At 73.8% G+C, this 24,694-nt stretch carries 23 protein-coding genes; 10 read left to right on the forward strand and 13 right to left on the reverse strand.

What is annotated here, in order from left to right:
• Nucleotides 1–81: 81 nt before the first annotated feature.
• From ACIDOF_RS11885 to ACIDOF_RS11925, 9 genes are all read right to left on the reverse strand, one after another.
• Nucleotides 82–1,296, reverse strand: a complete 1,215-nt coding sequence (locus tag ACIDOF_RS11885; protein WP_409005778.1) for a cation:proton antiporter — start codon at nucleotides 1,294–1,296, stop codon at nucleotides 82–84.
• Between the two features lie 57 nt (nucleotides 1,297–1,353).
• Nucleotides 1,354–1,713 (reverse strand): hypothetical protein, encoded by a 360-nt coding sequence (locus ACIDOF_RS11890; RefSeq protein ID WP_409005779.1) that lies wholly within the window; start codon nucleotides 1,711–1,713, stop codon nucleotides 1,354–1,356.
• Nucleotides 1,713–2,246, reverse strand: a complete 534-nt coding sequence (locus tag ACIDOF_RS11895) for a DUF6232 family protein (RefSeq protein WP_409005780.1) — start codon at nucleotides 2,244–2,246, stop codon at nucleotides 1,713–1,715. Before ACIDOF_RS11895 ends, ACIDOF_RS11890 begins: the two co-directional genes overlap by 1 nt.
• 309 nt (nucleotides 2,247–2,555) lie before the next feature.
• Nucleotides 2,556–2,987: a hypothetical protein gene (locus ACIDOF_RS11900; protein ID WP_409005781.1), complete on the reverse strand. Its 432-nt coding sequence runs from the start codon at nucleotides 2,985–2,987 to the stop codon at nucleotides 2,556–2,558.
• A gap of 138 nt (nucleotides 2,988–3,125) precedes the next feature.
• The gene (locus ACIDOF_RS11905) at nucleotides 3,126–3,506 is read right to left on the reverse strand and encodes a fluoride efflux transporter FluC (RefSeq protein WP_409005782.1); all 381 of its coding nucleotides are present in this window, start codon (nucleotides 3,504–3,506) and stop codon (nucleotides 3,126–3,128) included.
• Nucleotides 3,507–3,633: 127 nt separating this feature from the next.
• A complete protein-coding gene (locus ACIDOF_RS11910; RefSeq protein ID WP_409005783.1) occupies nucleotides 3,634–3,978 on the reverse strand; it encodes a DUF190 domain-containing protein in 345 nt (114 codons plus the stop codon).
• A gap of 4 nt (nucleotides 3,979–3,982) precedes the next feature.
• Nucleotides 3,983–4,609 carry a CrcB family protein gene (locus ACIDOF_RS11915; RefSeq protein ID WP_409005784.1) on the reverse strand — a complete coding sequence of 209 codons (627 nt, stop codon included), beginning with the start codon at nucleotides 4,607–4,609 and terminating at the stop codon, nucleotides 3,983–3,985.
• A 59-nt stretch (nucleotides 4,610–4,668) separates the two neighbouring features.
• Nucleotides 4,669–8,172 (reverse strand): ATP-binding protein, encoded by a 3,504-nt coding sequence (locus tag ACIDOF_RS11920; RefSeq protein ID WP_409005785.1) that lies wholly within the window; start codon nucleotides 8,170–8,172, stop codon nucleotides 4,669–4,671.
• A gap of 216 nt (nucleotides 8,173–8,388) precedes the next feature.
• A complete protein-coding gene (locus ACIDOF_RS11925; RefSeq protein ID WP_409005786.1) occupies nucleotides 8,389–8,790 on the reverse strand; it encodes a hypothetical protein in 402 nt (133 codons plus the stop codon).
• A 296-nt stretch (nucleotides 8,791–9,086) separates the two neighbouring features.
• On the opposite strand from ACIDOF_RS11925, the gene ACIDOF_RS11930 reads away from it, so the two are divergent.
• The 4 genes from ACIDOF_RS11930 (at nucleotide 9,087) to ACIDOF_RS11945 (ending at nucleotide 12,819) form a co-directional block, all read left to right on the forward strand.
• Nucleotides 9,087–9,653, forward strand: a complete 567-nt coding sequence (locus ACIDOF_RS11930) for an NADPH-dependent FMN reductase (RefSeq protein WP_409005787.1) — start codon at nucleotides 9,087–9,089, stop codon at nucleotides 9,651–9,653.
• Between the two features lie 135 nt (nucleotides 9,654–9,788).
• Entirely contained in the window at nucleotides 9,789–10,832 is a 1,044-nt protein-coding gene (locus ACIDOF_RS11935) for an ATP-binding cassette domain-containing protein (protein WP_409005788.1), read from the forward strand.
• Nucleotides 10,829–11,695, forward strand: coding sequence for an ABC transporter permease (locus ACIDOF_RS11940; RefSeq protein ID WP_409005789.1), 867 nt, complete (start codon nucleotides 10,829–10,831; stop codon nucleotides 11,693–11,695). Before ACIDOF_RS11935 ends, ACIDOF_RS11940 begins: the two co-directional genes overlap by 4 nt.
• Before the next feature lie 239 nt (nucleotides 11,696–11,934).
• A complete protein-coding gene (locus ACIDOF_RS11945; RefSeq protein ID WP_409005790.1) occupies nucleotides 11,935–12,819 on the forward strand; it encodes a hypothetical protein in 885 nt (294 codons plus the stop codon).
• A gap of 1 nt (nucleotide 12,820) precedes the next feature.
• Here ACIDOF_RS11945 and ACIDOF_RS11950 read toward each other — a convergent pair whose 3' ends face one another.
• Both ACIDOF_RS11950 and ACIDOF_RS11955 read right to left on the reverse strand, forming a co-directional pair.
• Nucleotides 12,821–13,402: a Uma2 family endonuclease gene (locus ACIDOF_RS11950; protein WP_409005791.1), complete on the reverse strand. Its 582-nt coding sequence runs from the start codon at nucleotides 13,400–13,402 to the stop codon at nucleotides 12,821–12,823.
• 73 nt (nucleotides 13,403–13,475) lie between these two features.
• The gene (locus ACIDOF_RS11955) at nucleotides 13,476–14,303 is read right to left on the reverse strand and encodes an alpha/beta fold hydrolase (RefSeq protein ID WP_409005792.1); all 828 of its coding nucleotides are present in this window, start codon (nucleotides 14,301–14,303) and stop codon (nucleotides 13,476–13,478) included.
• A gap of 192 nt (nucleotides 14,304–14,495) precedes the next feature.
• Here ACIDOF_RS11955 and ACIDOF_RS11960 point away from each other — a divergent pair, with 192 nt between their 5' ends.
• The 3 genes from ACIDOF_RS11960 to ACIDOF_RS11970 all read left to right on the forward strand — a co-directional run bounded on the left by ACIDOF_RS11960 (nucleotide 14,496) and on the right by ACIDOF_RS11970 (nucleotide 19,072).
• Nucleotides 14,496–15,854, forward strand: a complete 1,359-nt coding sequence (locus ACIDOF_RS11960; RefSeq protein ID WP_409005793.1) for a PLP-dependent aminotransferase family protein — start codon at nucleotides 14,496–14,498, stop codon at nucleotides 15,852–15,854.
• Nucleotides 15,855–15,913: 59 nt separating this feature from the next.
• A complete protein-coding gene (locus tag ACIDOF_RS11965; RefSeq protein WP_409005794.1) occupies nucleotides 15,914–16,942 on the forward strand; it encodes an endonuclease/exonuclease/phosphatase family protein in 1,029 nt (342 codons plus the stop codon).
• A 147-nt stretch (nucleotides 16,943–17,089) separates the two neighbouring features.
• Nucleotides 17,090–19,072: an FUSC family protein gene (locus ACIDOF_RS11970; RefSeq protein ID WP_409005795.1), complete on the forward strand. Its 1,983-nt coding sequence runs from the start codon at nucleotides 17,090–17,092 to the stop codon at nucleotides 19,070–19,072.
• 176 nt (nucleotides 19,073–19,248) lie between these two features.
• Here the strand turns inward: ACIDOF_RS11970 and ACIDOF_RS11975 are convergent, their stop codons facing one another.
• Nucleotides 19,249–19,650 carry a hypothetical protein gene (locus tag ACIDOF_RS11975; RefSeq protein WP_409005796.1) on the reverse strand — a complete coding sequence of 134 codons (402 nt, stop codon included), beginning with the start codon at nucleotides 19,648–19,650 and terminating at the stop codon, nucleotides 19,249–19,251.
• An 820-nt stretch (nucleotides 19,651–20,470) separates the two neighbouring features.
• On the opposite strand from ACIDOF_RS11975, the gene ACIDOF_RS11980 reads away from it, so the two are divergent.
• Nucleotides 20,471–21,181: a hypothetical protein gene (locus tag ACIDOF_RS11980; protein ID WP_409005797.1), complete on the forward strand. Its 711-nt coding sequence runs from the start codon at nucleotides 20,471–20,473 to the stop codon at nucleotides 21,179–21,181.
• Nucleotides 21,178–22,434, forward strand: coding sequence for a sensor histidine kinase (locus ACIDOF_RS11985; RefSeq protein WP_409005798.1), 1,257 nt, complete (start codon nucleotides 21,178–21,180; stop codon nucleotides 22,432–22,434). Before ACIDOF_RS11980 ends, ACIDOF_RS11985 begins: the two co-directional genes overlap by 4 nt.
• Before the next feature lie 345 nt (nucleotides 22,435–22,779).
• Here ACIDOF_RS11985 and snpA read toward each other — a convergent pair whose 3' ends face one another.
• Complete coding sequence (gene snpA / locus ACIDOF_RS11990; RefSeq protein WP_409005799.1) at nucleotides 22,780–23,436, reverse strand: snapalysin; 657 nt, start codon at nucleotides 23,434–23,436, stop codon at nucleotides 22,780–22,782.
• 185 nt (nucleotides 23,437–23,621) lie between these two features.
• On the opposite strand from snpA, the gene ACIDOF_RS11995 reads away from it, so the two are divergent.
• A complete protein-coding gene (locus ACIDOF_RS11995) occupies nucleotides 23,622–24,572 on the forward strand; it encodes a LysR substrate-binding domain-containing protein (RefSeq protein ID WP_409005800.1) in 951 nt (316 codons plus the stop codon).
• The last annotated feature ends 122 nt before the right edge of the window (nucleotides 24,573–24,694 follow it).

Here is a 24,694-nt window from a genome sequence, read left to right on the forward strand (position 1 = left end):
GGAGCGGGGGGCGGTCCAGAGGGGCCAGGGTGCGGAGCCCCCTAGGGGGTGCGCTCGCCGACCTCCCCTCCCCCCTCTCACTCACCACGTCTCCGCGTTCTCGATCGGCCCGCCGGTCGGCCGTGCCCCGCCCCCGCGTGTGCGGACGCGGAGGGCCAGCAGGGGCAGGACGAGGACCGAGATCATCGCCGCGCCGACCAGCGCCGCCGCCTCGCCCTTCGCGATGACCTTCTCGTCGAGGCCGATCGTGGTGATGGCGACGACGAGCGGCAGGCAGGTCGAGCAGTACAGCGCCAGGCTGCGCCGGTCGGCCGACCCGAGGTCGCGCGGCGCGAGGAGGTACGCGGGCAGCCCCCGTACGAGGAGGAAGAGCAGCAGGAAGACCGGGAGCAGGGCGAGGGCGCGGCCGCCGTCGAGGAGCGAGGCGAGGTCGAACTCGATGCCGGTGACGACGAAGAACACCGGCACGAAGAACCCGAAGCCCATCGCCTCGACCTTCCCGAGGATCTCGGGGCTGCTCTCCGGCGCCGCCCCGTGCATGACGAGCCGGGTGAGAATGCCCGCGGCGAACGCGCCGAGCAGCGTGTCCAGGCCGAACGCCCCGGCGAGCGCGAGCATCGCGACGAGCAGCAGCATCACGAACCGCATCGCGAACTGGGCGCTGGAATGCAGGGTGTTGGCGACGACCCGGGCGAACCAGGGGCGGCGCGGGCGCAACGCCCAGAAGATCGCGGCGGCCGTGACGGCGGCGAACGCGAGCAGCACCGCGGCCGACCGGCCCGGCTGACGGCCGCTCAGCAGCAGGGCCATGGCGATGATGGGCCCGAACTCGCCGACCGCGCCGAACGCCATCATCACCGTGCCGAAGCGGCCCTTGAGGTCCCCGCTGTCCCGCAGGATCGGCAGGACCGTGCCGAGTGCGGTGCTGGTGAGCGCGGTTCCGATGACGAACGTCTTGGACACGTCCGCGCCGGTCAGCGCAAGCGCGAGGCCGAGCCCCAGGCCGAGCGACACGCCCCACGCCCACCCGGCCCGCCGCAGCGTGTCCCCGCGTACGGCCGCGAACTCGATCTCGTACCCGGCGAGGAAGATCAGCATGGACAGGCCCAGGTCGGACAGCATGTCCACGGCCTGGTCGTGCCGGGCGAGGCCGAGCACGTCGGGGCCGACGAGGATCCCGAGGACGATCTCGAAGATCACCAGCGGGACCCGCACCCACCGCCCCAGCCCGTACGACAGCAGGGGCGCGAGCACGGCCACGACCATGATGAGGACGAGGGTCCAGGGATGCGACATAGGGGTTGTTTAGCACGCGAACAGGACATTCGCGCTGCTATGGCCCGCGGTCGGCGTTCAGCTCCCGGCCAGCAGCTCCAGGCACTTGTTGACCGCCTCGACGACGGGTACGCCCAGCGCGCTGACCGTCGCCGCGATGCCGGCCGCGGCGAGCAGGGCGCGGCGGCGTTCCTGCGGCTGCACCGCGGTGTCGGTGCGCAGCGCCGGCAGGTTCTCGTCGAGGTCCCGCGCGGTCGGCTCGTCGACCCCGGGGCGCAACTCCTCGATGAGCGCGCGGAGTTCGTCGAGCGCCTCACGGAGTTCGGGCTGCAGCTCCGGGGCCGCCATGACGCGCTTGTCGATGCCGACGTTGCCGCTGCCCTGGTTCATGGTGACGTGGTCGCCGCCGCCGAAGTAGTAGTGCTGGTCGCCGCTCATCAGCTCGCCATCCCCACGTTGCCGCTGCCGCCGTACATGTTGACGCTGTCTCCGTAGTAGTAGTGCTTCGGGCTGATGGAGATCTTCTCCACCCGCACCTCGAACTCCGCCCGCGGGTTCTCGATCGCCTCGGCGATCTGCTGCGCGATGTTCCGCAGCAGCTCGGTGCTGGAACTGGTGACGACGGCGTGCGACGGCCCGTTCGTCTCCACGGCAAGCACGTAGTACGAGGGCGCGCCGAGCACCTTCAGCATCTCGATCAGGTAGTAGATGAACGCGCCGACGGCGACGACCAGGACGAGCGCGCTCAGGCCCGCGCCGCCCCCGCCCTCGTCCTCCCCGAAGCTGTTCGCCGTGTCGATCGCCGCGGCGAGCAGTCCGAGCACGACGAGCAGCAGCACGATCGCCAACACCCGCTTCACGAACAGGAGTACCGCCTCTTTGCGGCGCGGATGGATCGTCACCGTGTGCACGCGGGCGACGTTCTGCAGCGGGTAGTACGCCTCGCCGACCCACAGCAGCCGCTTGCTCACGCGCAGGCTGACGCCGGCGAGCGGCTGCGCCCCGGGCCCGACTCCGCGTCCGCCTCCGAGTCCGGCTGTGGTTCCGGCTGTGGTTCCGGCCGGTGGGACGTCGGGGTGCGGGTCGTGCCGCGGGGGCGGGGGTGAGGTCGGTGGTGGGGTCGGTGGTGCGGACGGGGGCGGCGGCGGAGACGGATCCGTCCGGGCCTCCTCTCCCTCGCCCTCGTCCCGGCCCTGCCCCTCCGGGCCCGGTAAGTGCGTTGATTCTGCCGTCACTTGTCCCCCTTGGATCGTCAATCGTGCAGCTACAGACGGGAGTTGCTACACGTACGGTTCCGGTGTGTACGGCGTGATCCGGCGGTACGCGGCGCGGGCCTGCAGCACGCGCGCCGTGGCCGTGCCGACGAGCGCCGCCCCGAGCAGGCAGGCGATCCACTGGACGTCGCGGTCGACGGCCCAGGAGAGCCGGCCGGTCGGGTACGCGCCGAAGAAGTTCAGGAAACCCCAGCACAGCAGGGCCGTGCCGGGCGCGGCCACGAAGCTGCCGCGTACGCCGAGAAGCGCGGCGAAGAGGGACAGCGCGGCCAGCGCGAGGCCCGAGCTGTCGAGCACGCCGAGCAGGTCGAGGACATGGACGAGGGCGAACGACCCGGCGTACGCAGCCGTCCAGATCAGCGGCGCCGCCCACGGCTCCGGGACCGCCCGCGCCCCATGGGAGACGTACCGCCACTCCACCACGTCGTACCTCCCCACCCCTGAGCCTTGCCCTGTGCCCCTCGCCCGCTCCAGCGTACGGCGGCCGTGCGGGCGCGTGCGGGGGCGCAAGGGCGTGCGGGGGCGCGGGGTGCCTGGAGTCTGTGGGGAGCGGGAGGTGCGCCTGGCCGGGGGCGCTCAGGTCCACCAGGCTTCCGCCAGCGCGACCCCCGCGTACGCCGCGCCGAGTCCGGCCGCCACGCTGCCGGCCGCGTTCAGCACGGCGAACAGCCGCGCCCCGGACTCGGCCAGGCGCAGGGTCTCGTACGAGAACGTCGAGTACGTGCTCAACGCCCCGCACAGGCCCGGGCCGAGGAGCAGGAACAGCGGCGAGGACACGGACGTGGCGCCGGCGAGCGCCGCGCCGGTGAGCACGCCGAGGATCAGGGAGCCCAGGACGTTCACGGCGAACGTGCCCCACGGGAACACCGAGTCGTGCCGGGACTGCACGGCCCGGTCCGTGAGGTACCGCAGCGGGGCGCCGACGGCCGCGCCGCACAGCACATACAGCCAGTTCATCGCGGGCACCTCCTCCGGTGGCGCGGGTGCGTTCGGGAGCGCGGGTGCGTTCGGGAGTGCAGGTGCGTTCGGGAGTGCAGGTGCCTCTGGAGGCGCGGGTGCCTCTGGAGGCGCGGGGCTTGGGCGGTCAACTCCGCTCCCGGCCGACGTACCGGATGACCTCGCAGTCGTCCAGGATCACCAGGCCCTCGCCGACGAGTTCGTCGAGCTGCGGCAGGAACGCGCGGACGCGCTCCTCGGTGTCGACGATCACGACCGCCACGGGAAGGTCCTCGCTGAGCGAGAGCAGCCGGTGGGTGTGGACGAGCGAGGAGGCGCCGAAGCCCTCGATCCCCTTGAACACGCTGGCGCCCGCGAGCCCCGCGCGGTGGGCGCGGTGCACGATCTCGCTGTAGAGCGGCTTGCGCTGCCAGGTGTCGCTCTCCCCGATGAAGATCGTCACGCGCAGCGCGGTGCCGGTGAGCCTCGTCATGCCGTCATCGCCTCCTGTCGAGCGGGGTTCCGGGCGGAGTGGCGGGGTCCTCGGGTGCGGCGGGGTCCTCGGGTCCGGTCGGGTGGTCGGGTGCGGTGGGATTCGCGGGTGCGGTGGGGTGGTCGGGGCGGGGGTCGTCGCCTCGGCTCGCGTTCAGGGCGCGGCGGGTGGCGGTCGCGGCGGCCCAGACCGCGACGAGCGCGGCGACCAGCGTCGCCGCCAGATACCCGAGCGCGGCCCGGACCTCCCCGAGGTCGTCCAGCCGCCGGATGTCGACGGTGTACGTCGAGAACGTCGTGAAACCGCCCAGCACCCCCGTGCCGAGGAACGGCCGGACCAGCCGGTGCCGCTGCCGCCCCTCGGTGATCACGACCATGAGCACGCCCATCGCCGCGCACCCGACGACGTTCACCCACAGCGTCGTCCACGGGAACGCCCCGCCCGGCGTCGGCCACAGCAGCGAGGCCCCGTACCGCCCCGCCGCCCCGACGACCCCGCCGGCCGCCACGGCCGCCACCGTCGTCCCCTGCCCCCGCAGCAGAGCGGGGCGGGGGGCGACGGGCAGCGGGTCGAGGGCGGGCTCGGGCTCGGGGGCTGCGTCGGGCTCGGGGTCGGGGGCGGGGGCGGCCATACGGCAAGGCTAATGAGGCTCTGCCGGGTCGGCCGCCCCTGACCTGCGGCACGGTTCGCTCACAGCCGCCACTCCGGCCCTCTGCCGCCCGGCGGTCTGTACGCGCAGGTGACGCCCGTGGTCACGGACTCCCGCAGGTGCGCGGCCAGTTCGGGATGGCGGGTGTCGAGGCGGCGCAGGGTGTCCCGGATGCGCGCCGTCACCGTCTTGCGGGCGCGCTCCGCCTCGTCGCCGAGGCGCCGGCTGCGTCCGCCGAGTCCGGCCGCCGCGCGGAGCTCCTCCAGGAGGGCCTTGCGCTCCCGGTCGTACTCCGCCGCCCGGTCCGGGTCGCCCCGCGCCGCCGCGCGGTCTATCTCGTCGTCCAGCCGCTCCAGGCGCGCGCGGTACTGCCGTTTCGCCTCCTCGTCCAGGACCGCGTCCCCGCCGAGGCTCCGCGCCGCGACGACCTCCGCGCCGCCCTCGGGGGCCAGCAGGTGCACGGCCGGAATGTCGTCCCCCGGCCGGGACAGCAACTGCCGCAGGTCGCGCAGCCCTTTCGCGTCCGGCATGGGCGTCGTACGGCCCGCGTACGTGAGCGTCCAGACGGTGCCGTCGAAACGGAACTCGTAGGCGGGGGCGGGGAGTTGGGCCTGTCCTGGTGCCGCCCCCAGTCCTGGGCGATCAGGCTGTTCGGCCTGACCGGGAAGCTGGGTCCGTCCCGTGCGCTCGGCCTGTTCGGCCTGTCCCAGGACCTCGGCCTGTCCCAGGCGGCCCTCGGCCTGTCCCGGACGCTCCGTCCCCGTCGGGCTCGGCGGGGTCGCCGATCCGCTCGCGGACTGCGCGGGCCGTGCCGCCGCCGACTCCCGCAGTCGGGCCGCGCGGCGCAGCACCTGCCGCATGCCGAGCTCCTCCGCGTCCCGCACGACCTCGGCGAGCAGTGGCTCCGCGTCCTCGCCGCGGGCCGCGCGGACCTCCGCCAGGTGCACGCGGGCCAGCGCCGACCAGGGCCTCGCGGCGAGGAGTTCGGCCGAGCGGTACGCCTTCGTGAAGCCCTGCTCCGCCTCCTCCAGGCGGCCCATCGCCGCGTCGCACAGCGCGATCCAGTGCGCGACCGGGCCGCTGATGTCCCAGCCGAACATGGAAACCGCCCACTGCTCCGCGTACGGAACGAGCGCCGCGCGGGCGGCCGCACACAGCGCCCGGTCCCCGGAGGCCGCCGCCGCCTGGGCCTGGAAGCGCAGCCGCAACGGCAGGAAGCCCCGGTCGATGTCGGCCGTACGCCCGGGAAGCTCGGGCTCCGGGCCCCCGGCGGCCCCCGCGCCACGGGCGGCGTCCGCATCCGGCCCCGTCTCCGCCCCGGCCAGGAGCTCCCGCGCATAGGTCTCCGCAGCCGCCAACTCCCCCGACGGCGCGTCCGGTTCGGCCGCGCGCTCCACCGCCGTGATGCCGACGAGGAGACGGGCGCAGGGGTGGCCGCGCTCCAGGCTGCGGAGCACCTCGTCCACCCCCTCGTACCGCCCCTGCAGCAGGGCCAGGGTCCAGCGGTGGTGTTCGAGCAGCGGGAAGAAGTGGGTGTGGGGCTCGGTCCTGCTCGCGTACCCGAAGGCCTCCGTCAGGAAGCTCTCGGCCTGCGCGAAGCGGCCGCCGAGGGCGCACACGATGGACTGGTCGATGGCGGCGCCGACGCCCATCATCGGCTGCCCGGACTGCTCGGCGTGCGCCACGTACGCGTGGTACTCGTCCAGATAGCGCGGGTCGCCCAGCTCGATGCGGGCCACCCAGTGCAGCGCGCGGGCGAAGTGCTCGCCCTCCGCGTCGCCCGAGCGCCGGGCGATGGCCGTCAACTCCTCGACCAGCGCGACCCGTTCGGCCGCCGTGCCGGGGCCCCAGATGGCGTGGTGGCGGGCCCACAGGCTGAAGCCGAGCGCTTCGTCGTCCTCGTGCCGCCGCGCCAACACCGCGCTGCGGACGCTGAGTTCCTGCGCCAGCTCGCCCGCCGTCCGGCCCTGCGCCGGATCGGCGCCGCCCCGCGCGGCCGCGCCCCCGCCGACCAGCGCGCGGAGCGCCTCGCGCAGCAGGCCGTCCGCCTCGCTCGGACCCTCCGTGCCGAACAGGCCCGGGAGTTGCCTGCCGTACAGCGTGAGGGCCACGCGCGCGAGGAGCGTCGCGTCGTCGAGGGAGCGGGCCAGGTCCAGGCACGCGTCGAACGCCCGGCGGGACTCGGCCACCTCGCCCGCGTGGTGCAGGAACTCGGCGAGGCCCAGCGTCACCAGGACCCGCCTGCCCTGGTCCTCGAGGCCCACGGCCCGCTCGGCGGCCCGCCGCTGGTGCACGACCTGCTCCTCCAGGGCGAGCCGCGCCCCCGCGTCGTGCGCGGCCTCCTGCAGCAGCCGCACCGCCGTCTCGGCCAGCACGGCGTCCCCCGCCGCGTACGCATGCCGGGCGCGGTCCGCCGGGAAGACCTTCGCCGCCAGGTCGGGCGCCTGCTCCAGGGCCCCGACCACGGCCGCGTGCCGCGCGCGTGCCTCCTCCGGCGCGAGCTCCTCCTGCAGCGTCTCCCGTACGAGATCGTGGGCGAAGGCGAAGCGGCCGTTACCGAGGGCCGTCATCAGGCGGGCCGTGACCGCCTGGTCAAGGAGACGGTCGACGTGCGCCACGGGCGCCGCCGCGACCGCCGCGAGCACCTGCCGGTGGAACTCACGGCCGAGCACCGCGCCCGTGGTCAGCAGCTCCTTCGCCGCCGCGGGCAGCAGGTCGAGCCGGCGCCGCACCGCCTCCCGCACGCCGGGCGCGACGGCGCCGAGCGAGCCGCCCGCCGCCCACAGCCGCGCCGACTGCTCCACGAAGAACGGGTTGCCGCCCGTGAACCGGTGCAGTTCGGTGAGCGTCGGGCCGTCCGGCTCCCGGCCCGCCGTACGCGCCACCAGGGCGCCGGTCTCCGCGCGCGTGAGGCCCGCCAGGCTCAGCGTCGTCGCCTTCGCCACCAGGGGCAGGATCTGGCCGCGCAGCGGGTGGTCCTCGGCGTCCACCTCCGCGTCGCGATACGTGCCCACCAGGAGCAGCCGCTCGAACCAGGCGTGCCCTGCGGCGAATTCGAGCAGCTTCAGGGAGGCGGCGTCCGCCCAGTGCAGGTCGTCGAGCACGACCACCACCGGCTGGTCGTGGGAGACGGCGACCAGGGCCGTGGTCACCGCGTCGTACAGCCGGAAGGCCGCCGCCGGGTCGTCCGCCCCCGGCACCGGGGACTCGCCGAGGAGCGCGCCGAGCCGCCACGGGCTGTCCGCGCCGGACGTCTCCTGGGCCGCCGCGAACCGCTCCTCGCCGACCGCCCGCCGCAGCGCGCGCACGACCTGCACCCACGGCCAGTAGCCGGGCGCGCTGTCCGAGGCCCAGCAGGATCCGGCCAGCACGAGGGCGCCCGACTCGCGGGCCTCGCGCGCGATCTGTGAGACGAGCGTGGTCTTGCCGATGCCCGGCTCGCCCGTCACGAGCACGAGCCCGCCGTGGCTGTGCACGGCGCGCTCCACCTCGGCGCGCAGTACGCCCGCCGGGTGGTCGCGTCCGATGAGAGCGGCTGGGTTCATGCCTCCGAACCATAGGGGCCGCCACTGACAATCCGCCCGGGCTCCGAAAGACCGCTGGTCAGGGGCGGTACGCAGCGCCCGAAAGGCTCAACTCCGGTTCTGTGCGGGGCTGTTGGCGCTCACCCCGACCCGCCCGACCGGCCCGGCCGGCTCGTCCCGCCCGAGCCGCCCGAGCCGCTCGACCCCGAGGCCCCAGGCCGGCGCCGTTCCCGGACGTCAGTCGTGGTGGCCCGTGGCGTCCTCCGACGTGTAGTAGCGGTAGAACAACATGGCCCCCACCACGCCCCCGATGACGGCCGCCATCACGATCGACCTCAGGATGCTCGCGCCGGTCAGGCTGTAGAGGAAGCCGAAGGCGATGCCGGTGAACGCGCCCCAGGCCAGGGCGCGCAGCTCGCGCGGCAGGCGGGCGGAGACGGACCGCAGGCCGAAGAACAGCGCCCCGAAGACGACTCCGGCCACGACGCCGTGCAGGACGTTGGCCGTCGTGATGGGGCCGCCGTCGCGGTGGTTGGCCGCGGCCCACAGGCCGTAGACGACGGCGAGCAGCGGGGCCAGCCAGGTCGTGGACCCGGCGGGGCGGTGCGCGCGTATCCGTGCTGGTGCGGCGTGTGCCATGAGGTCGTCCTCTCGTCCTCGCAGTCACTCCCCTGCACTTCAAGAGCACACCCGGGCAGGGCGCCCGGCAACTCGGGCGAGGCCCCGCCCACCGGCCGCACGCCTCGGCCGCCGCCGGGCCGTACGTCGCCGTACGTCCAGGCCTCCGCCGCGCGACCGCCGCCAGGTCGGATCCAGCGACTGCCACTTCGGCGCCAGATCGAATCTGGCGGCTGCGCGATCGGATCTCGCGCCCAGGTGACGAGAGCGGAGTGCGAACACGCAGGCCGAAGGACCGGACGGGCAGGAGGGGTGGGATGACGGAGGCGGAGCGGCGGCTCGCGGTCGCGGTGATCGTGGGGTCCACCCGCGAGGGCCGCGTCGGCGGCAGCGTCGCGGAGTGGTTCCTGGAGCGCGCGGGGCAGCGCGACGACCTCGCGCTGGACGTCGTGGACCTCGTCGACTACGAGGACCTGCCCGCCCGCTACCCCTCCGCGCCCACCGACGCGATGCTCCGCTTCGTCCGCCACGTCGACCGCGCGGACGCGTTCGTCGTCGTCACGCCGGAGTACAACCGCAGCTTCCCCGCCGTGCTGAAGCAGGCCATCGACTTCGCGTACGACGAGTGGCACGGCAAGCCCGTCGGCTTCGTCAGCTACGGCTACGACAGCCTGGGGCTGTACGCGGTCGAGCAGCTGCGGTGCGTGTTCACCGAGCTGCATGCGATGAGTCTGCGCGACGGCGTCGGTCTCAATCTCGTCGAGGAACTGCCGCGCGGCGCCGAGAACCGGCCGAGCCGGGCGGTGACCGCGATGCTCGACCAGCTCGTCTGGTGGGGACAGGCCCTGCGCGAAGCCCGCGCGGCCCACCCGTACCCCTCCTGACACGGCATGCGAAGGCCGTACGCGAACGCAGCACGCGAACGCAGCGCGCCGAAGCGACCGACCGCCCGCCCGACGCCCACCGGGCCCGGAAACCCGGACCGACAGAACCGCAGGACAAGGAAGGACCGAAGGACCATGAGCGACCGGACTGGCCGTACGACCGGCCTGGCCATCGAGACCGCGGGTCTGGTGAAGACCTTCGGCGAGAACCGCGCGGTCGACGGCGTCGACCTGAGCGTCCCGGCCGGCACCGTCTACGGCGTCCTCGGGCCCAACGGCGCGGGCAAGACCACCACCGTCAAGATGCTCGCCACCCTGCTCAGGCCCGACGGCGGCGAGGCCCACGTCTTCGGGCACGACGTGGTGCGCGAGGCGGACGCGGTCCGCAGCCGGGTCAGCCTGACCGGGCAGTACGCCTCGGTGGACGAGGACCTGACCGGCACGGAGAACCTGCTCCTGCTCGGCCGGCTCACCGGACACTCCAAGCGGGCCTCGGCGCGGCGCGCCGAACAGCTCCTGGAGGCCTTCGGCCTGAGCGAGGCCGCGTCCCGGCAGGTGAAGAACTACTCGGGCGGCATGCGGCGCCGTATCGACATCGCCGCGTCCATCCTCAACACCCCCGACCTGCTGTTCCTCGACGAGCCCACCACCGGCCTCGACCCGCGCAGCCGCAACCAGGTGTGGGACATCGTGCGCGCGGTCGTCGCGCAGGGCACCACGGTCCTGCTGACCACGCAATACCTGGACGAGGCCGACCAGTTGGCGTCCCGGATCGCCGTCATCGACCAGGGCCGGGTCATCGCCGAAGGCACGAAGGGCGAGCTGAAGTCGTCCGTCGGCGCGGGCGCGGTGCACCTGCGGCTGCGGGACGCGGAGCAGCGGCCCGAGGCCGAGCGGCTCCTCAGGACCGCTCTGGACGCCCAAGTCCTGCTGGAGGCCGATCCGTTGGCGCTCACGGCCCGCATCGCCAACGGCGGCACCGGCGACGGCACCGCGGCCGCCGAGAAGGCCTCCCGCGCGCTGGGCGAGCTGGCGCGCGCCGGGATCACCGTCGACAACTTCTCGCTCGGCCAACCCAGCCTGGACGAAGTGTTCCTGGCCCTCACCGACCGCCCGGCCACACCAGGCGGCACCACCACCGACCCGCGCGACGACGCACAGGAAGAGGCACTGGCATGAGCACCGCGACCCAGACGAACGCCCCCGGCGCCGGCGGGGCGGAGGAACTCGCCGCGGTCTCCACGGAGTCGCTCGCCGAACTCCTCATCGCCAAGGACCGCCCGCCCCGGCCCAGCGCGCTCTCCGCGTCGGTCACCTTCGGCTGGCGGGCGATGCTGAAGATCAAGCACGTCCCCGAGCAGCTCTTCGACGTCACCGCCTTCCCGATCATGATGGTGCTGATGTACACGTACCTCTTCGGCGGTGCGCTGGCGGGCTCGCCGCAGGAGTATCTGCAGCGGCTGCTGCCCGGCATCCTGGTGATGTCGATCGTGATGATCACGATGTACACGGGCGTCTCGGTCAACACCGACATCGACAAGGGCGTCTTCGACCGCTTCAGAACCCTGCCGATCTGGCGGCCCTCGGTGATGGTCGGCTATCTCCTCGGCGACATGCTGCGGTACGTCCTCGGTTCCCTCGTCATCCTCACCGTCGGCCTGATCCTCGGCTTCCGCCCGGAGGGCGGGGTCACCGGGGTGGTGGCGGGCATCGCGCTGCTCATCGTGTTCTCGTTCGCGTTCTCGTGGGTGTGGACCATGTTCGGCCTGATGCTGCGCACCGAGAAGTCGGTGATGGGCGTCTCGATGATGGTGATCTTCCCGCTGACGTTCCTCAGCGACATCTTCGTGGAGACCTCGACGATGCCCGGCTGGCTGCAGGCCTTCGTCAACAACAACCCCGTCACCCACGTCTCCTCGTCCGTCCGCTCCTTCATGCAGGGCGAGTGGCCCGGCACGGAACTGATCTGGACGCTGGGCTGGGCGGCCTTCCTGGTCGCGGTGTTCGGCCCGATCACGATGCGGCTCTACAACCGCAAGTAGCCGCCGCACGGCACAGACGGCCATCACCGCAGGCCCGTCACAACAGACCATCCGAATACGGGGGTTGGGGGCCGGGCGCCGACGGGGACGCCCGGCCCTCGACAAACCCACCCTCAGCCCGCCGGGCCCGCCCCTTGCCGCCCGAACCGCTGCTCCATAGGAGTCGATCTCCCCGCCCCGGCCACTCGCGCGCAGCAACACCGGTCGCGGCAGGGCGGTGGCCGCTCTTGCCTGGACGGGTGCGGAGTTCCCGGGAGGTACGCGAGCGGCGCGGCGCCGGCGGGGCGCGGGCGGCACTGTCGGCGGTCCTGCTGGTCCTCGCCTGCCTGCTCACGCCGCTCGGCGCGATGTCGACCTGGGCGAAATACGAGATCGGGGACCGCGACAACTACGTGGCGACGATGGCGCCGCTCGCCTCCGACCCGGACGTACGGCAGAACGTGGCGGACGCGGTGAGCGCGGAGATCGTGCGGAACGTCGACATGGGCCCGCTGCAGGGCGCCGTGGAGCCGTTCCTGCAGGACGCGGTGCTGTCGTTCACGGAGACCCGCACCTTCGAGACGGCGTGGAACGCGGCCAACCGGGAGGCGCACGACGCGGTCCAGGACGCGCTGAACGACGGCGGCGCCGTCACCCTGGACCTCGCGCCGATCATCGAGCAGGTCAGGGACCAGCTCATCGAGGACGGCCTGCCGTTCGCGGAGAGCATCCCGGTCGAGCACACCGAGATCACCGTCCTGGAAGACCTCGGCACCCTGGGGAAGGGGTTTCACATGCTGCAGGTCGCCGGGATCTGGCTGCCGATCGCCGCGGTGCTGTGCGCGGCCGCGGGCCTGGCCCTCGCGGTACGCAGACGCCGCGCCGTCGTCGCCACCGCGCTCGGCGTCGCGCTGAGCGCGGTGCTGCTTGCGGTCGCGGTCGCCGTGGGCCGCAGCGTCACCCTCGACGACCTGCCCCCCGACCTCTCCCGCCCGGCCGTCGCCGCGGTCTACGACGCGCTGACGGAGTCCCTGCGCACGGCGTCCTGGATCATCCTCGGCGCGGCCCTGCTCGTCGCGGTCGCGGCCTGGGCCACGTCCCGCTTCCCCCGCCGAGGTGGGGGAAGCGGGCCGGACCGGGGCTGAGTCAGCAGACCCAGTCCTTGAGGGGCTCGGTGTCGAGCTCGATGCCCACCGGGTCGGGGAGCGCCACGGTCTTGCCGAACGGCACGGTCCCGACCATCTCGTACCGCTCCCCGTCCGGCTGGGAGTGGACCTTGACCTCGCAGGTGTCCCGGTCGATCAGCAGGTAGACGGGGATGCCGGTCTGGGCGTAGGCGCGGGGCTTGTCGACGCGGTCGCGCTGGTTGGTGTCGCTGTCTCCCGAGGTCACCTCGACCACCATGAGGACACCGTCGGTGCTCGCCCACTCGCCCTGACCGCTGAAGGTCCCGCGCGGAGCCAGCGTGCCGTCGGGCCGTGCGTTGCCCGTGCGGTAGGTCTCGACGCGCAGCCCTCGCTCCACGTAGAGCCACCACCCGGCGTTCGCCTGCATGCACAGGCTCTGCAACCAGGCGATCATCTCGTCGTGATCCCCGTCCGGCACGCCCTTGGCCCCCATCTTGCCGTTGATGAACTCGAAACTCAGCGATTCGTTGAGCGATCTGGCATGCGCAGCCAGCGCCTCGAATTCCTCCTGGGCCATGAACGGCGGTCGTGTGTCGGACATGGTCACAGCGGCCTCCTCCCGATCGGGGTGACGACTCCACTCTACGGTCGGCGGCAGGGCACGGCCCCGGAAATCACGCCCCCGCCAAGAACCCCCGTACCGCCGAGTTGAACTCCTGCGGCCGTTCCAGGTTGGGCATGTGGGCGGCGCCCTCGATGACGCGGAGCGTGGAGTGCGGCAGGGCGGCGTGCAGGGCCTCGGCCTCGGAGACCGGGGTGTAGGCGTCCTCGGCGCCGACGACCAGCAGGGTCGGGACGGTGGTGCGGGCGAGGAGGGCGCGGTAGTCGGGGCGTTCCGCGCGGCCGCGGAGTGCGGCGGCGGCGCCCTCCGGGTCGGTGCCGCACATCATGCGGTGGACGTGGTCCTGGACCTCGGGTGCGGAGTGCGGGGCGACCATCTTGTGCAGCACCTCGTCCGCGTACGGCTTCATGCCCTCGCTCAGGAGGCGTTCGGCGAGGGCGCGGCGCCAGGCCCGGCCCTCGTCGGTCTCCGCGACCGGGGAGGTGTCGGCGAGGACGAGGCCGGTGACGCGGTCGCCGAAGAGCCGTACGCACTCCATGACGATCTGGCCGCCCATGGAGAGCCCGCCGAGGACGAGACGCTGCACGCCGAGCCGGTCGAGGAGGGCCTCGATGTCGCGGGCGAAGACATCGAGCGGGGTGGTGCCGGGGACCACGGTGGAGGCGCCGTAGCCGCGCAGATCGGGCGCGATGACGCGGAACTCCGGGGCGAGCGTGGCGAGTTGGGGCGTCCACATGGTGCGGTCGAAGGGGTGGCCGTGGATCAGGACGAGGGGCGGTGCGTCGGCGGGGCCGGCCTCGTCGTAGCCGATCCGGAGGCCGTCCGGAACATCGGCGGGGCGGGGGTCGGGGAGGCGGTCGGGGAGGAGTACGTCTGCCATGGCCGGGAGCCTAGGAAGCGGGTTACGGTCGGAGCAATGGACGGCTTTGCACTCGGTGCAATGTCGGTGCCGGCGCCAGTGCAGTGTCGGTGGTCGGTCGTCGGTCGTCGGTGGTCGGTCGTCGGTCGTCGGTGCAATGTCGGCGTCGGTGCACTGTCGTACGGGACGGGCAAGCGGGAGCGGGCGGGCGGGATGGGCGAGGAGTTCCGGGACTTCCGGCGGATCGCGGACGTGGTCGCCGCCGACATCGCCCGCGGCCGACTGCGCCCCGGCGACCGGCTGCCGCCGCAGCGCCTCTTCGCCCGGCGCCGCCGTATCGCGCCGTCCACGGCGAGCCGGGTCTACGGCGAGCTGGTCCGGCGCGGCCTGGTCGTCGGCGAGGTGGGGCGCGGGACGTACGTACGGGCGGCGCCGGGGCCGGACGAGGCGACCGGGCGGGCGCTGACCGAGCCGCCGGAACTGCCCGCCGAGGTCAACCTGGAGCTCAACTACCCGTCCGCGCCCGGCCAGTCGGAGCTGCTGAGCGCGAGCCTGGGCCCGCTCCTGCGGCCCGATGTCTTCGCGGAGGCCACGCAGACCGCCGCCGCGGCCGGCACACCGCAGGCCCGGTCGGCCGCAAGTGCCCTGCTCGCGTACGGGAGTTGGCGTCCGGCGCCCGAGCGGCTGCTGTTCACCGGCACCGCGCGGCAGGCGATCGCCGGGGCCCTCGCCGCGCTCGCGCCGCCGGGCGGGCGGGTCGGCGTGGAGGCGTTGACGTACCCCGTGGTGCGGGAGATCGCCGAGCGGCTGCGGCTGACGCTCGTGCCGCTGGCCATGGACGCGGACGGGCTGCGCCCCAAGGCCGTGGCGGCGGCACACCGGAGCGCGCCGTTGAGCGCGCTGTACGTCCAGCCGACGCTGCACAACCCGACCTGCACGACGATGCCGGACGACCGCCGCCGCGAACTGGCCGAGGTCGTACGGGAGTTGGAGCTGCCGGTCGTCGAGGACCGGATCTGGTCGTTCCTGCATCCGGACGCGCCGGAGCCGCTCGCCGCGTACGCCCCGGAGCGGACGTACGTCGTGGACGGCCTGTCGAAGCGGATCGCGCCCGGGCTCTCGGTGGGCCTCCTGGTCACGCCGGGCGGCGACGACGAGCGGGTGGCCGCGGCGCTGCGGTCCGGGGGCTGGACGGCCGGGCGGTTCGCACTGGAGGCGGCCACGCGCTGGCTGGCCGACGGGACGGCGGAGCGGCTCGCGCGGGCGAAGCGCGCGGACGCGGCGACCCGGCACCGCCTGGTCACGTCGTGCCTGACCAGCCATGACGTACGGACCGATGCGCGCGCCTACTACCTCTGGTGGCGGCTGCCCGCGCCCTGGCGGGGTGAGACGTTCACCGCCGCGGCCGCCGACGAGGGCATCGCGATCACGCCCGGCTCGGCCTTCGCCGCCGGGTCGACCACGGCCCCGGACACGGTCCGTATCGGCCTGGCGTCACCGCCGCACGACGTGCTGGAGACGGCGCTGCGGCGGCTGGCGGCGCTCGCGGAGGCGGGACCGTGTTTCACGTGAAACGAGGCGAAGCCCACGATCTCACCCTCAACTCACGCCCGCAGAGGGAGAATTCGGGCGTGACGAGTACGCAGGCAGGCGCGGGCACAGGTACGGGGACGGGTACGGGTACGGCCACGGGGGCGAGCGCCGTGACACGTAGAGGCGGCAGGCCGCTGACCCGCTGGGCGGCCGGCGTCGCCCTGGCCGGCGTGAGCGTCGTCCTGCTCTGCCGGGCTCTCGACGTAGACGGGGTCACGCCACTGCCGCAGCTGCTGGCGTTCCTGCCGTGGCTGCTCCTGCCCGGCGCCGTGGGCACGGGCCTGGCCGCGCTCGCGCGCTGGCGGGCCGGGCTCGTCTGGGGCGTGGTCGCTCTGGCCCTGACCGGCTGGTTCTTCCGTCCGTACGGCGAGGCCGAGGCGCCGCAGGGCCGGGCGGTGGCGCAGCTGCGGGTGCTGACGTCGAACCTCGAATTCGGCGGCGTCACCGAAGAGTTGCTGTCGACGGTGCGGCGCGAGCGGCCCGACCTGGTCTTCGTCCAGGAGTGCGAGCTGCGCTGCTCGGCGGTGCTGAAGGAACAGCTCGGCGAGCGCTACCCGTACCGCAGTCTGGTCGAGGCGACCGGGGCGGAGGGTTCGGCGATCCTCAGCCGGTACCCGCTGCGGCGCACACCCGGTGTGGACGGCACGCTCGGCATGCCCGGCGCGGTGGCCGAGGTCGAGGGGCGGGACGTACGGCTGCAGCTCGCGCACCCGATGCCGCCGCTGCCGGGCGGGGTCGGGCTCTGGCGGTCCGAGCTCGCGGAACTGCGGAGCTGGGCGCAGGCCGGGGCGGGCACGCCGACCGTGCTCGCCGGGGACTTCAACGCGAGCCAGGACCATGCCGCGTTCCGCCGCATCCTCGACGCCGGGCTGCGCGACAGCACCCGCCTGGCAGGCGGGGCGCGCACCCCGAGCTGGCCGGCGTCGACGGCGCCCGTGCTCGGCGCGCAGATCGACCACGTCCTGGTGAGCCGGGAGTTCAGCGCGCGCGACGCCCGCTTCCTCGACCTGCCGCACACGGACCACCGCTCACTGGTCGTCGACCTGACCCTGCACGCCGCCCAGTAGCACGCACACCGCCTGGCAGCACGCAGGCCACCGAGCAGCACGGCACACCGCCCAGTAGCACGCACACCACCGAGCAGCCCGCACACCGCCGAGCAGCACGCACGCACACCCAAAGAGGCCCCCTACCGGCACGGACATAATGGGCGTATGCCCCGAGAGTTCGCTGCTGGTCGTCTCGCCCCGCCCGAGTGGCTGGTCCGGAGTCTCGGGACGCTGAAGCCGCAGCCCGCGCCCGTCCCGTGGCCGGCTGTCGCCCGCGCGGCGATCGCGATGGCGCTGCCGCTGGCGATCGGACTGCTCGCCGGACACCCGGAGTACGGGGCGCTCGCCTCGATGGGCGCGCTGTCCGGCGTCATCGGCGACACGGCGACCGCGTACCGGATGCGGGTCCTCAACATCGCCGTGCCGCAGTTGTTCGGCGCGCTCGGCGTCACGCTCGGCACGCTCGTGTACGGGCACGGCTGGGTGGCGGTCGCCTGCGTCACGGTGATCGCGCTGGTCTCCGGGATGATCTCGACGATCGGCGCGGTCGCGTCCGTGTCCGGACTGCTGCTCCTGCTCAACTCCGTGGTCGGGGCGGGCCTTCCGATGCCCGGCGAGTGGTGGCTCGCGCCGCTGCTCATCTCCGGCGGCGGCCTGCTCGTCCTCACGCTGGCGCTGCTCGCCTGGCCGCTGCGGTCCGGGGTCCCGGAACGGGCCACGGTCGCCGGGACGTACCGCACGGTGGCCGACCTCCTGGAACAAGCGGGCATCGACGCGGAGGCGTACGAGACGGCCCGGCAGGACGTCACGCACGCGCTCAACCAGTCGTACGACGTGGTCCTCGCCCGGCGGGCGCTCTACCACGGCCGCAACCAGGACCTCGTACGGCTGCTCGCGCAGCTCAACGCGCTCATCCCGGTCGTGGAGGCGGCGCCCGCCGCGCACGAGCGGGGCCGGCCGCTGCCGCCCGAAGTGCCCGCCGCCGTACGGGCGTTGGCGGACGCGGTGGAGCGCGGCTCCGCCCGGCCCGTCGACCTGCGGCTCCCCGAAGGCCCGCAGGGCCCGGCCGCGCACGCCGTGGACGCGGCGATCCGGTACGCGGCGGAGGCACTCGCCGAGCACGACCCGGGCAACGTCGACGACCGCCTCGGCCGGCCCGCCGCACTCCGCGACCGGGCCCGCCGCGCCGCCCGCAACGTCCTCCTCTCCGCCGCGTCCTGGCGCTACGGCCTGCGCCTCGCCCTGTGCATCGGCCTCGCCCAGTCCCTGGTGTCGCTGATCGACGTGCCACGGTCGTACTGGGTGGCGCTGACCATCACGTTCGTGATGAAGCCGGACTTCGGCTCGGTGTTCTCCCGGGCCGTGCTGCGCGCCGTCGGCACGGCCGCGGGCCTGGTGCTCGCGGCCGCGGTGCTGTCGCAGGTGCCGCGCGGCTGGTGGGACGTGCCGGTGATGGTGCTGCTCGCGCCGATGATCCCGGCGCTCACGCCGCGCGGGTACGGCTACCAGACCGCGGCCATCACCCCGGTGATCCTGCTGCTCTCCGACATCCTCAACCACCAGGGCGCGGCCCTGCTCGCGCCCCGGCTGTACGACTCCCTGATGGGCTGCGCGATCGCCCTGGTCGCCGGCTATCTGCTGTGGCCGGAAAGCTGGGGCACCCGGATCGGCGACCGGCTCGCGGACGCGGTCGCCGACACCGCGCGGTACGTCGAGTGCGCGTTCCTCGACCCGGCGACGCCCGGCGTCCCCGACCCCGCGGCCCGCGCCCGCATGCGCCGCCGCATCTACCGCGACCTGTCCGTCGTCCGTACGGAGTTCCAGCGCGCCCTCACCGAACCGCCGCCGTTCGGCACGCGGGCCGCCGCGTTCTGGCCGCTGGTCGTCGCCCTCGAGCGGGTCGTGGACGCGACGACCTCGGCCCGCGTCCGCATCCGCCACGGCGCGCCCCGGCCCGCGCCCGCCGAGTCCAAGGAACTCTCCCTCCAACTGGAGCAACTGGCGGACGACTTGAGAGAGGACAAGGGCCGCCGCCCCTCGACCCCGCATGTACCTCCCGCTCCGCTGGACGACGACCCGCCCAGCACGTTGACGCCGCTCCGGCGGGAGATCGCGGCGGCCCGAGCGGTGGCTACGCCGGGGGGTTAGTTCCCCACCCCGCCCCTTCCCGAAAGCCTCCGGCGGTGTTCCTTCGTCTGCGGCTTTCGTCGTGGCCGCTCGCGCAGTTCCCCGCGCCCCTTATCGGGGCACACCCCGCCGTCGCTCGACAGCCGCGCCGTCGTGGCCACTCGCGCAGTTCCCCGCGCCCCTGACGGGGCGCTCGGTCAGCCGATTCGGTGGCCTATCTCCTCGTACACGTGCTTCTCGTCCTCCGGTGCGCGGTTGTCCGGGCGGGCGGCGAGGACGAAGGGGCGGCCGGCGTCGTCCAGCGTGTAGCGGAAGCGGCGGCCCGCGCCGTCCCGGACGGTCACCTCCACGGTGAAGTGGTACGCGAGGTCCGTGGGGCCCGACGCGAAGACGCCGAAGAACAGTGCGTCGGTCGCCGGGACGCCCGGCTGGTCGCGGTGCAGCTGCAGCGGCTCGGCGGTGCGGACGGTCACCTCGGGGTCGTCGGGCCGCAGGTCGACCTCGGTGCTCTCCCGTTTCGCGTTGATCTGCAGCTCCCAGTCGTCGGGGTAGCAGCCGTAGCCGACGGGCTCGGAGTCGGTGCGCTCCACCTTCGTCACGCGCAGCCGCACGTCCGCGACCGCGTTCTCGTCGACGGCCGCGGGTCAGCCTGATCCGCATCTTCCCGGCGTGCGTCCCGCCGCTCTCGACCAGCCCGTCCAGCACCGCGAGGGCGTCGCCGTGGTCGCGCTGCAGCTTCTCCACGTCCACCGGACCGGCCACGCGCACGGCCCGCACGTCCCGCGTCAGGTCCCACCACTCCTCCGCCTCGGCGTGCATGCCCTTGCCGCCGGGCACGGAGGAGCCGCTGCTGGCCCACACGTCGAAGTACAGGGTCACGAAGGCGGCGAGCAGGGCGCTCAGCACCACTCCGAGCGCCGCGGCGAGAACGGTCTTGGCGCGGCCGGAGGGGGTGGGGGCGTCGTCGTCGGAGTCCGCCCCGTCGTCGGCGTCCGTCCGGTCGGCGTCCGTCCGGTCGGCGGTACGGGCGCCGCCGGCGCCGGGGTCCGTGGTCCGCGGCGCGGGAACCGGCGCAGGCGCGGGCCGCTGTACCTCCGGCGTCGGCGTGGCCGCAGGGCGCGCGGCAGGGTCCGCGGAACGAGCAGCCGGCTCCGCAGCGCGCGCGGCCGGAGCAGCGTCGGTGCCGGAGGCCGGGCGGCCGGGCTCGGGCGGCGGTAAGTCGTCGGAACGTGGAGCGTCTGTGTCCGGGGTGTCAGGCACGCGGTACTCCGTTGCGTCAGAGCAAGCCGAAACCGGGGAACGCCGAAAGCCCTCAGTTTGGCATGTGCACGCACCTTCTCGGCAGGGGACGAACCCGCCCGTTGCCCCGTCCAGACCACTCGCCAAGCCGGGGGGACCCCTCGCGGACAGCATGGGGGCATGCCTCTGTCCGCTGGTCGTCGTGTTCGGGTGGCGGCGCTCTGCGCAGGCGTCGTGTTCGGTGTCGGCGGGTGTGCCGATGTCGAGGGGCTGCGGAGTCAGGGGCGGCTCGACGAGGTGACCGCGCCGCTCTCGCTGTGGCAGGACCGTACGCCCGCGCCCGCCGCGCCCGGCCAGCATCCGGGGAGGCCCGCGGTCGTGCCCGGGGTGGCGGCCGTGCCGTCGGGGGACATGCGGGACGCCGACCCGCTCGCCGTCGTGAAGGCCGACGTGGCCGCCGCGGCCGGGCAGGACGGGGGCAGTGGACGCCTGGTCGACCAGCGGGCGGTCCGGCTGCTCGCGGACTGTGCGGGCGAGGCGTGCCCGGTGCGGGAGCCCGTGCTGCACGATCTGACCGGCGACGGCAAGGGTGAGCTGATCGTCGCCGTGGACGTGGACGGGCGGACCAGCGAGCTGCGGGTCTACACGGTGGCCGGGCAGCGCGTCACCCGGGTCCTCGCGCGGCGGGCCGTCCTGGAGGGCGTGGAGGTCGCCGCCGGCCACCTCGCCGTACGGGAACCCACGAGCAACCCGGCGTACGTGAGCGTCTCCGACTACGTGTGGGACGGGAAGCGGGCCATGGCGCTCGACGATCTGTCGCTCGACGAGTGCCGGGCGCCGCGGACCGGCACGGGCACCGGGCACGAGCCCTGCCCGCGGGCGGTGCCATGAGCCTGCGCTGGCAGATCGCCCTCACCGTGACGGCCGTGTCCTGCGTGGTCGCCGCGGTGCTCGGGGTGCTCGTGCACAACGTCGTGGCCCGGCAGACCGTCGGCGAGGTCCGCGGCAAGGTGCACCAGGAGCTCGACGGGGCCCTCGCCGCGTACGAGTACGGCACCTCCACCAGGGGCGACAAGGTCGTGCTCGACCCGCCGGAACTCCCGGGCCCGCTGCGGGAGTCGGTGGGGCGGGGGGAGTGGGGCAGCATGGTCGGCGAGCGGCGCGGGCAGCCCGTGATGTGGGCGGCGGCGCCCGCGGACGGCAGGCCGCTGGCGGTCTGGTCGCCGTACGGGGACACCCGGGACCGGCTCGCGGCGATCGACACCGCGATCCTCGGCTCGGCGTTCCTGGCCGCCGGGCTCGTCACGCTCGCCGGGATCTTCCTGGCCACCGGGATCAGCCGCAGGCTGAGCAGTACGGCGCAGGTGGCGCGGCGGATCTCGGACGGCGACCTGGACGCGCGCGTCGGGATGCCGTCCGGTCGGGGGCGGCCGGAGGGGCGGCGCCGGGGACTCGGCCGGCTCGGGTGGCGCGGGCGGGACGAGGTGCGGGACGTCGCCGGGGCGCTGGACTCGATGGCGGCCTCGCTGCAGTCCCGCCTGGAGACCGAGAAGCGGTTCACGGCGGACGTGGCGCACGAGCTGCGCACTCCGCTGACCGGCATGATCGCGGCGGCCGGTCTGCTGCCCGAGGGCCGGCCGAAGGAGATGATCAACGACCGGCTGCAGGCGCTGCGTTCACTGACCGAGGACCTGCTGGAGATCTCCCGGCTGGACGCGGGCGCCGAACACCCGGAGCTCGCGCCCTGCGCCCTCGGCCCTCTGGTGGAGCGCGCGGTCCGGGCGACGGGACTTGAGGCCGAGGTGCGGGTCGTCCGGGACGTGGAGGTGGAGACGGACCGGCGCCGCCTCGACCGGATCATCGCCAACCTGATCACCAACGCCCACCGGCACGGCCGCCCGCCCGTGGTGGTGACGGTCGACGGCCCGGTGATCGAGGTGCTCGACCACGGCGATGGCTATCCGGCGGAGCTGATCGCGCACGGCCCGCAGCGCTTCCGTACCGGTGATCCGGGGCGCGGGAAGGGGCATGGCCTGGGCCTGACCATCGCACTTGGTCAGGCCCAGGTGCTGGGGGTGGGTGTGGAGTTCACCCATGGGCCGGAGGGCGGCGCACGCACGGCGCTGCGCCTGCCCTCCGGCTGAGCCGCACGGACTGGGGGAGCAGTCCGTTCGGGTACGCGGGCCGTGCCGGAAGCTGGTCATCGGTGTGTCCACCGGCACGGCCGAGCGGGTCCTACGAGGTCTCGGTGCGCTCAACGGCCCCTGCCTGCACGGCAGTTGCGTGGAGCACAGGACCGGCCGGGCCCATGTGGGGGGTGGCCTGGGCGGGCATTGGGGGAAGCAGCCCGTCCAGTCGCTGTGGCCCGACCGGTCCTGATGTGATCCGGCCGCAGGGGTGTGGGGCGGCCGGTCGGTGTCCCGCCGGTGTGCTGCGTGCCGGCGGGCACAACTCGTCGCCCGGATCAGCGAGCGACGGAGGTACGGAGGTCAGCGGATCTTGGCGAATCCCTTCGCCAGGCCGTTCTGCCAGAGCTGGTCGACGCGCGCCCGCTCGTTGGCGTCCGGCTGCGCGTTGGTGCAGGACGGGCCCGGGCCGCCGCCGGACATCAGCTCGCTGCACGGGCCCTCGTAGTGGTCCGGCAGGCCGAGCACGTGGCCGGTCTCGTGGGCGGTGACGCGGGTGGAGTCGTACTCCTGGTTCTGCTTGTAGTCGAGGAATATGTAGCCGCGCCCGTGGCCGTCCGTGGAGGCGTACGAGCCCCGCGGGTCGTTGCCCTCGCGGTACTCGAAGTCGCCGCCGGAGCCCTCCTGCAGCTGGACGTTCTGGACGGAGCTGTTCCAGATCTGGGTGCTCTTGTCGATCTGCGCCTTGAACGTCGGCGCCTGGGACGCGTCGTAGGTGACGGTCACCGACTTCGCGCCCGGATTGGCCGCGCGCTTCTCGGCGACCTCCTTCCAGACGGCGTCGAAGAAGGCCCTGTTGGCGGCCGCGTTCTCACCGGACTTCTCGTACGCGAGGTACGAGGGTACGGACGACGGCGCCGAGGGTACGTCGGTCACGGCGGACGCGGGGGCCACGCCGAGGGCGGCCGTGGCGAGACCGAGGCCCAGGGCGGCCGAGAGCGCCGACTTGGACAGTCGCATGGGGGGCTCCTACTCGTGGGGGGCGAGCGGTCACCCGTGAGTGTGGGTGGAGTCCGGGGTCCGCGGGATGATGGCAGTCGGCGATAACGCGGAGCTATCAGGTACGTCACACCTGGCCAACTCCAGACCATCTGTGGCGATTTGAGAGTCTGGTGTGATCACAGTGGCGGCCATACGCTCACCGCATGGAGCTTGAGGTGAGACACCTCCGCGCCGTGTGCGCCATCGCCGACACCGGCAGCCTGCACAAGGCTGCCCGCCAACTCGGCATGAGTCAGCCCTCGTTGACGACTCAGCTCCGTCGGATCGAGGACTCTATCGGGGGCCGCCTGTTCGCCCGCGAGCGCACCGGCTGCCGTCCGACCCCGCTCGGCCAGGTGCTGCTCAGCCGCGCCCGCCCGCTGGTCGCGGAGATGCGGGAGCTGGTCACGGAGGCCCGCGCGGTGGCCGCGAAGGCGGGCGACGGGCCGGATCTGCGCATCGGCTCCACCCCGAGCCGCGCCATCCCGGGCTGGCTGCGCCGGCTGCGCGCCCGGCACCCGCAGGGCAGACCGTCCATCCAGACCGACATGTCCGCGGACGCGCTGCTCCGCCTGGTCGCCGAGGGGCAGCTGGACGTGGCGTTCGTGCACGAGGTGGAGGGCTCGCCGCTGCGGCCGCCGCCGGGCCTCGCACACCGCGTCCTGGTCGAGCGTGAGCCGCAGTTCGTCGGCATGGCCGCGGACCACCCGGCGGCGGCGAAGGAGACGGTGCCGCTCGCCGACCTGGCCGACGAGCAGTGGATGGTCGACCCGACGGTGGACGGCGAGCGCACGGGGCTGCTGCGGATGCTGCGGTCGGCGGGCATCACGCCCCGCGTCCTGCACGGCGACTACGTCACGGCGGCCACCCTCGTCGTGACCGGCGACGTCGTCACGATCTACCAGCCCACGTCGCTGGGCCGCCCCGGCGTGGTGATCCGCCCGCTGGAGGGCGACCCGCTCTGCGTACGCCTGCTGCTCGCCGGCCGTACGGAGGAGGACCTGGACCGGGCGTACGAGGACCTGGAGGCGGCGTACTGGGAGGCGGCCTGGGAGTCGGCGGAGTACCGGGCGTGGCTGCGGCGCGCGCCGGGCGGAAGCGGAAGGGCCGCCTGACCGTTCCTTCCAGGGACCTTCGGCCCTCTTCCCCGCCCCTTTCCTTCACCTTTCACGCATTTACACAGAAGCGCCCCAGCTTCGTGCCTTTCGTTACATTCCTTATGCATGGCCCCAACACG

This window comes from Streptomyces sp. Da 82-17, from assembly GCF_046098215.1.
Taxonomy (GTDB): domain Bacteria; phylum Actinomycetota; class Actinomycetes; order Streptomycetales; family Streptomycetaceae; genus Streptomyces.

What these genes read in the sequence shown, in the direction of transcription:
- ACIDOF_RS11985 (WP_409005798.1), top strand. Translation starts at nt 21,178, where the DNA reads ATGAGCCTGCGCTGGCAGATCGCCCTCACCGTGACGGCCGTGTCCTGC.
- ACIDOF_RS11940 (WP_409005789.1), top strand. Translation starts at nt 10,829, where the DNA reads ATGAGCACCGCGACCCAGACGAACGCCCCCGGCGCCGGCGGGGCGGAG.
- ACIDOF_RS11915 (WP_409005784.1), bottom strand. Translation starts at nt 4,609, where the DNA reads ATGGCCGCCCCCGCCCCCGACCCCGAGCCCGACGCAGCCCCCGAGCCC.
- ACIDOF_RS11955 (WP_409005792.1), bottom strand. Translation starts at nt 14,303, where the DNA reads ATGGCAGACGTACTCCTCCCCGACCGCCTCCCCGACCCCCGCCCCGCC.
- ACIDOF_RS11950 (WP_409005791.1), bottom strand. Translation starts at nt 13,402, where the DNA reads ATGTCCGACACACGACCGCCGTTCATGGCCCAGGAGGAATTCGAGGCG.
- ACIDOF_RS11995 (WP_409005800.1), top strand. Translation starts at nt 23,622, where the DNA reads ATGGAGCTTGAGGTGAGACACCTCCGCGCCGTGTGCGCCATCGCCGAC.
- ACIDOF_RS11885 (WP_409005778.1), bottom strand. Translation starts at nt 1,296, where the DNA reads ATGTCGCATCCCTGGACCCTCGTCCTCATCATGGTCGTGGCCGTGCTC.
- ACIDOF_RS11960 (WP_409005793.1), top strand. Translation starts at nt 14,496, where the DNA reads ATGGGCGAGGAGTTCCGGGACTTCCGGCGGATCGCGGACGTGGTCGCC.
- ACIDOF_RS11905 (WP_409005782.1), bottom strand. Translation starts at nt 3,506, where the DNA reads ATGAACTGGCTGTATGTGCTGTGCGGCGCGGCCGTCGGCGCCCCGCTG.
- ACIDOF_RS11890 (WP_409005779.1), bottom strand. Translation starts at nt 1,713, where the DNA reads ATGAGCGGCGACCAGCACTACTACTTCGGCGGCGGCGACCACGTCACC.
- ACIDOF_RS11925 (WP_409005786.1), bottom strand. Translation starts at nt 8,790, where the DNA reads ATGGCACACGCCGCACCAGCACGGATACGCGCGCACCGCCCCGCCGGG.
- ACIDOF_RS11970 (WP_409005795.1), top strand. Translation starts at nt 17,090, where the DNA reads ATGCCCCGAGAGTTCGCTGCTGGTCGTCTCGCCCCGCCCGAGTGGCTG.
- ACIDOF_RS11980 (WP_409005797.1), top strand. Translation starts at nt 20,471, where the DNA reads ATGCCTCTGTCCGCTGGTCGTCGTGTTCGGGTGGCGGCGCTCTGCGCA.
- snpA (WP_409005799.1), bottom strand. Translation starts at nt 23,436, where the DNA reads ATGCGACTGTCCAAGTCGGCGCTCTCGGCCGCCCTGGGCCTCGGTCTC.
- ACIDOF_RS11910 (WP_409005783.1), bottom strand. Translation starts at nt 3,978, where the DNA reads ATGACGAGGCTCACCGGCACCGCGCTGCGCGTGACGATCTTCATCGGG.
- ACIDOF_RS11935 (WP_409005788.1), top strand. Translation starts at nt 9,789, where the DNA reads ATGAGCGACCGGACTGGCCGTACGACCGGCCTGGCCATCGAGACCGCG.
- ACIDOF_RS11930 (WP_409005787.1), top strand. Translation starts at nt 9,087, where the DNA reads ATGACGGAGGCGGAGCGGCGGCTCGCGGTCGCGGTGATCGTGGGGTCC.
- ACIDOF_RS11920 (WP_409005785.1), bottom strand. Translation starts at nt 8,172, where the DNA reads ATGAACCCAGCCGCTCTCATCGGACGCGACCACCCGGCGGGCGTACTG.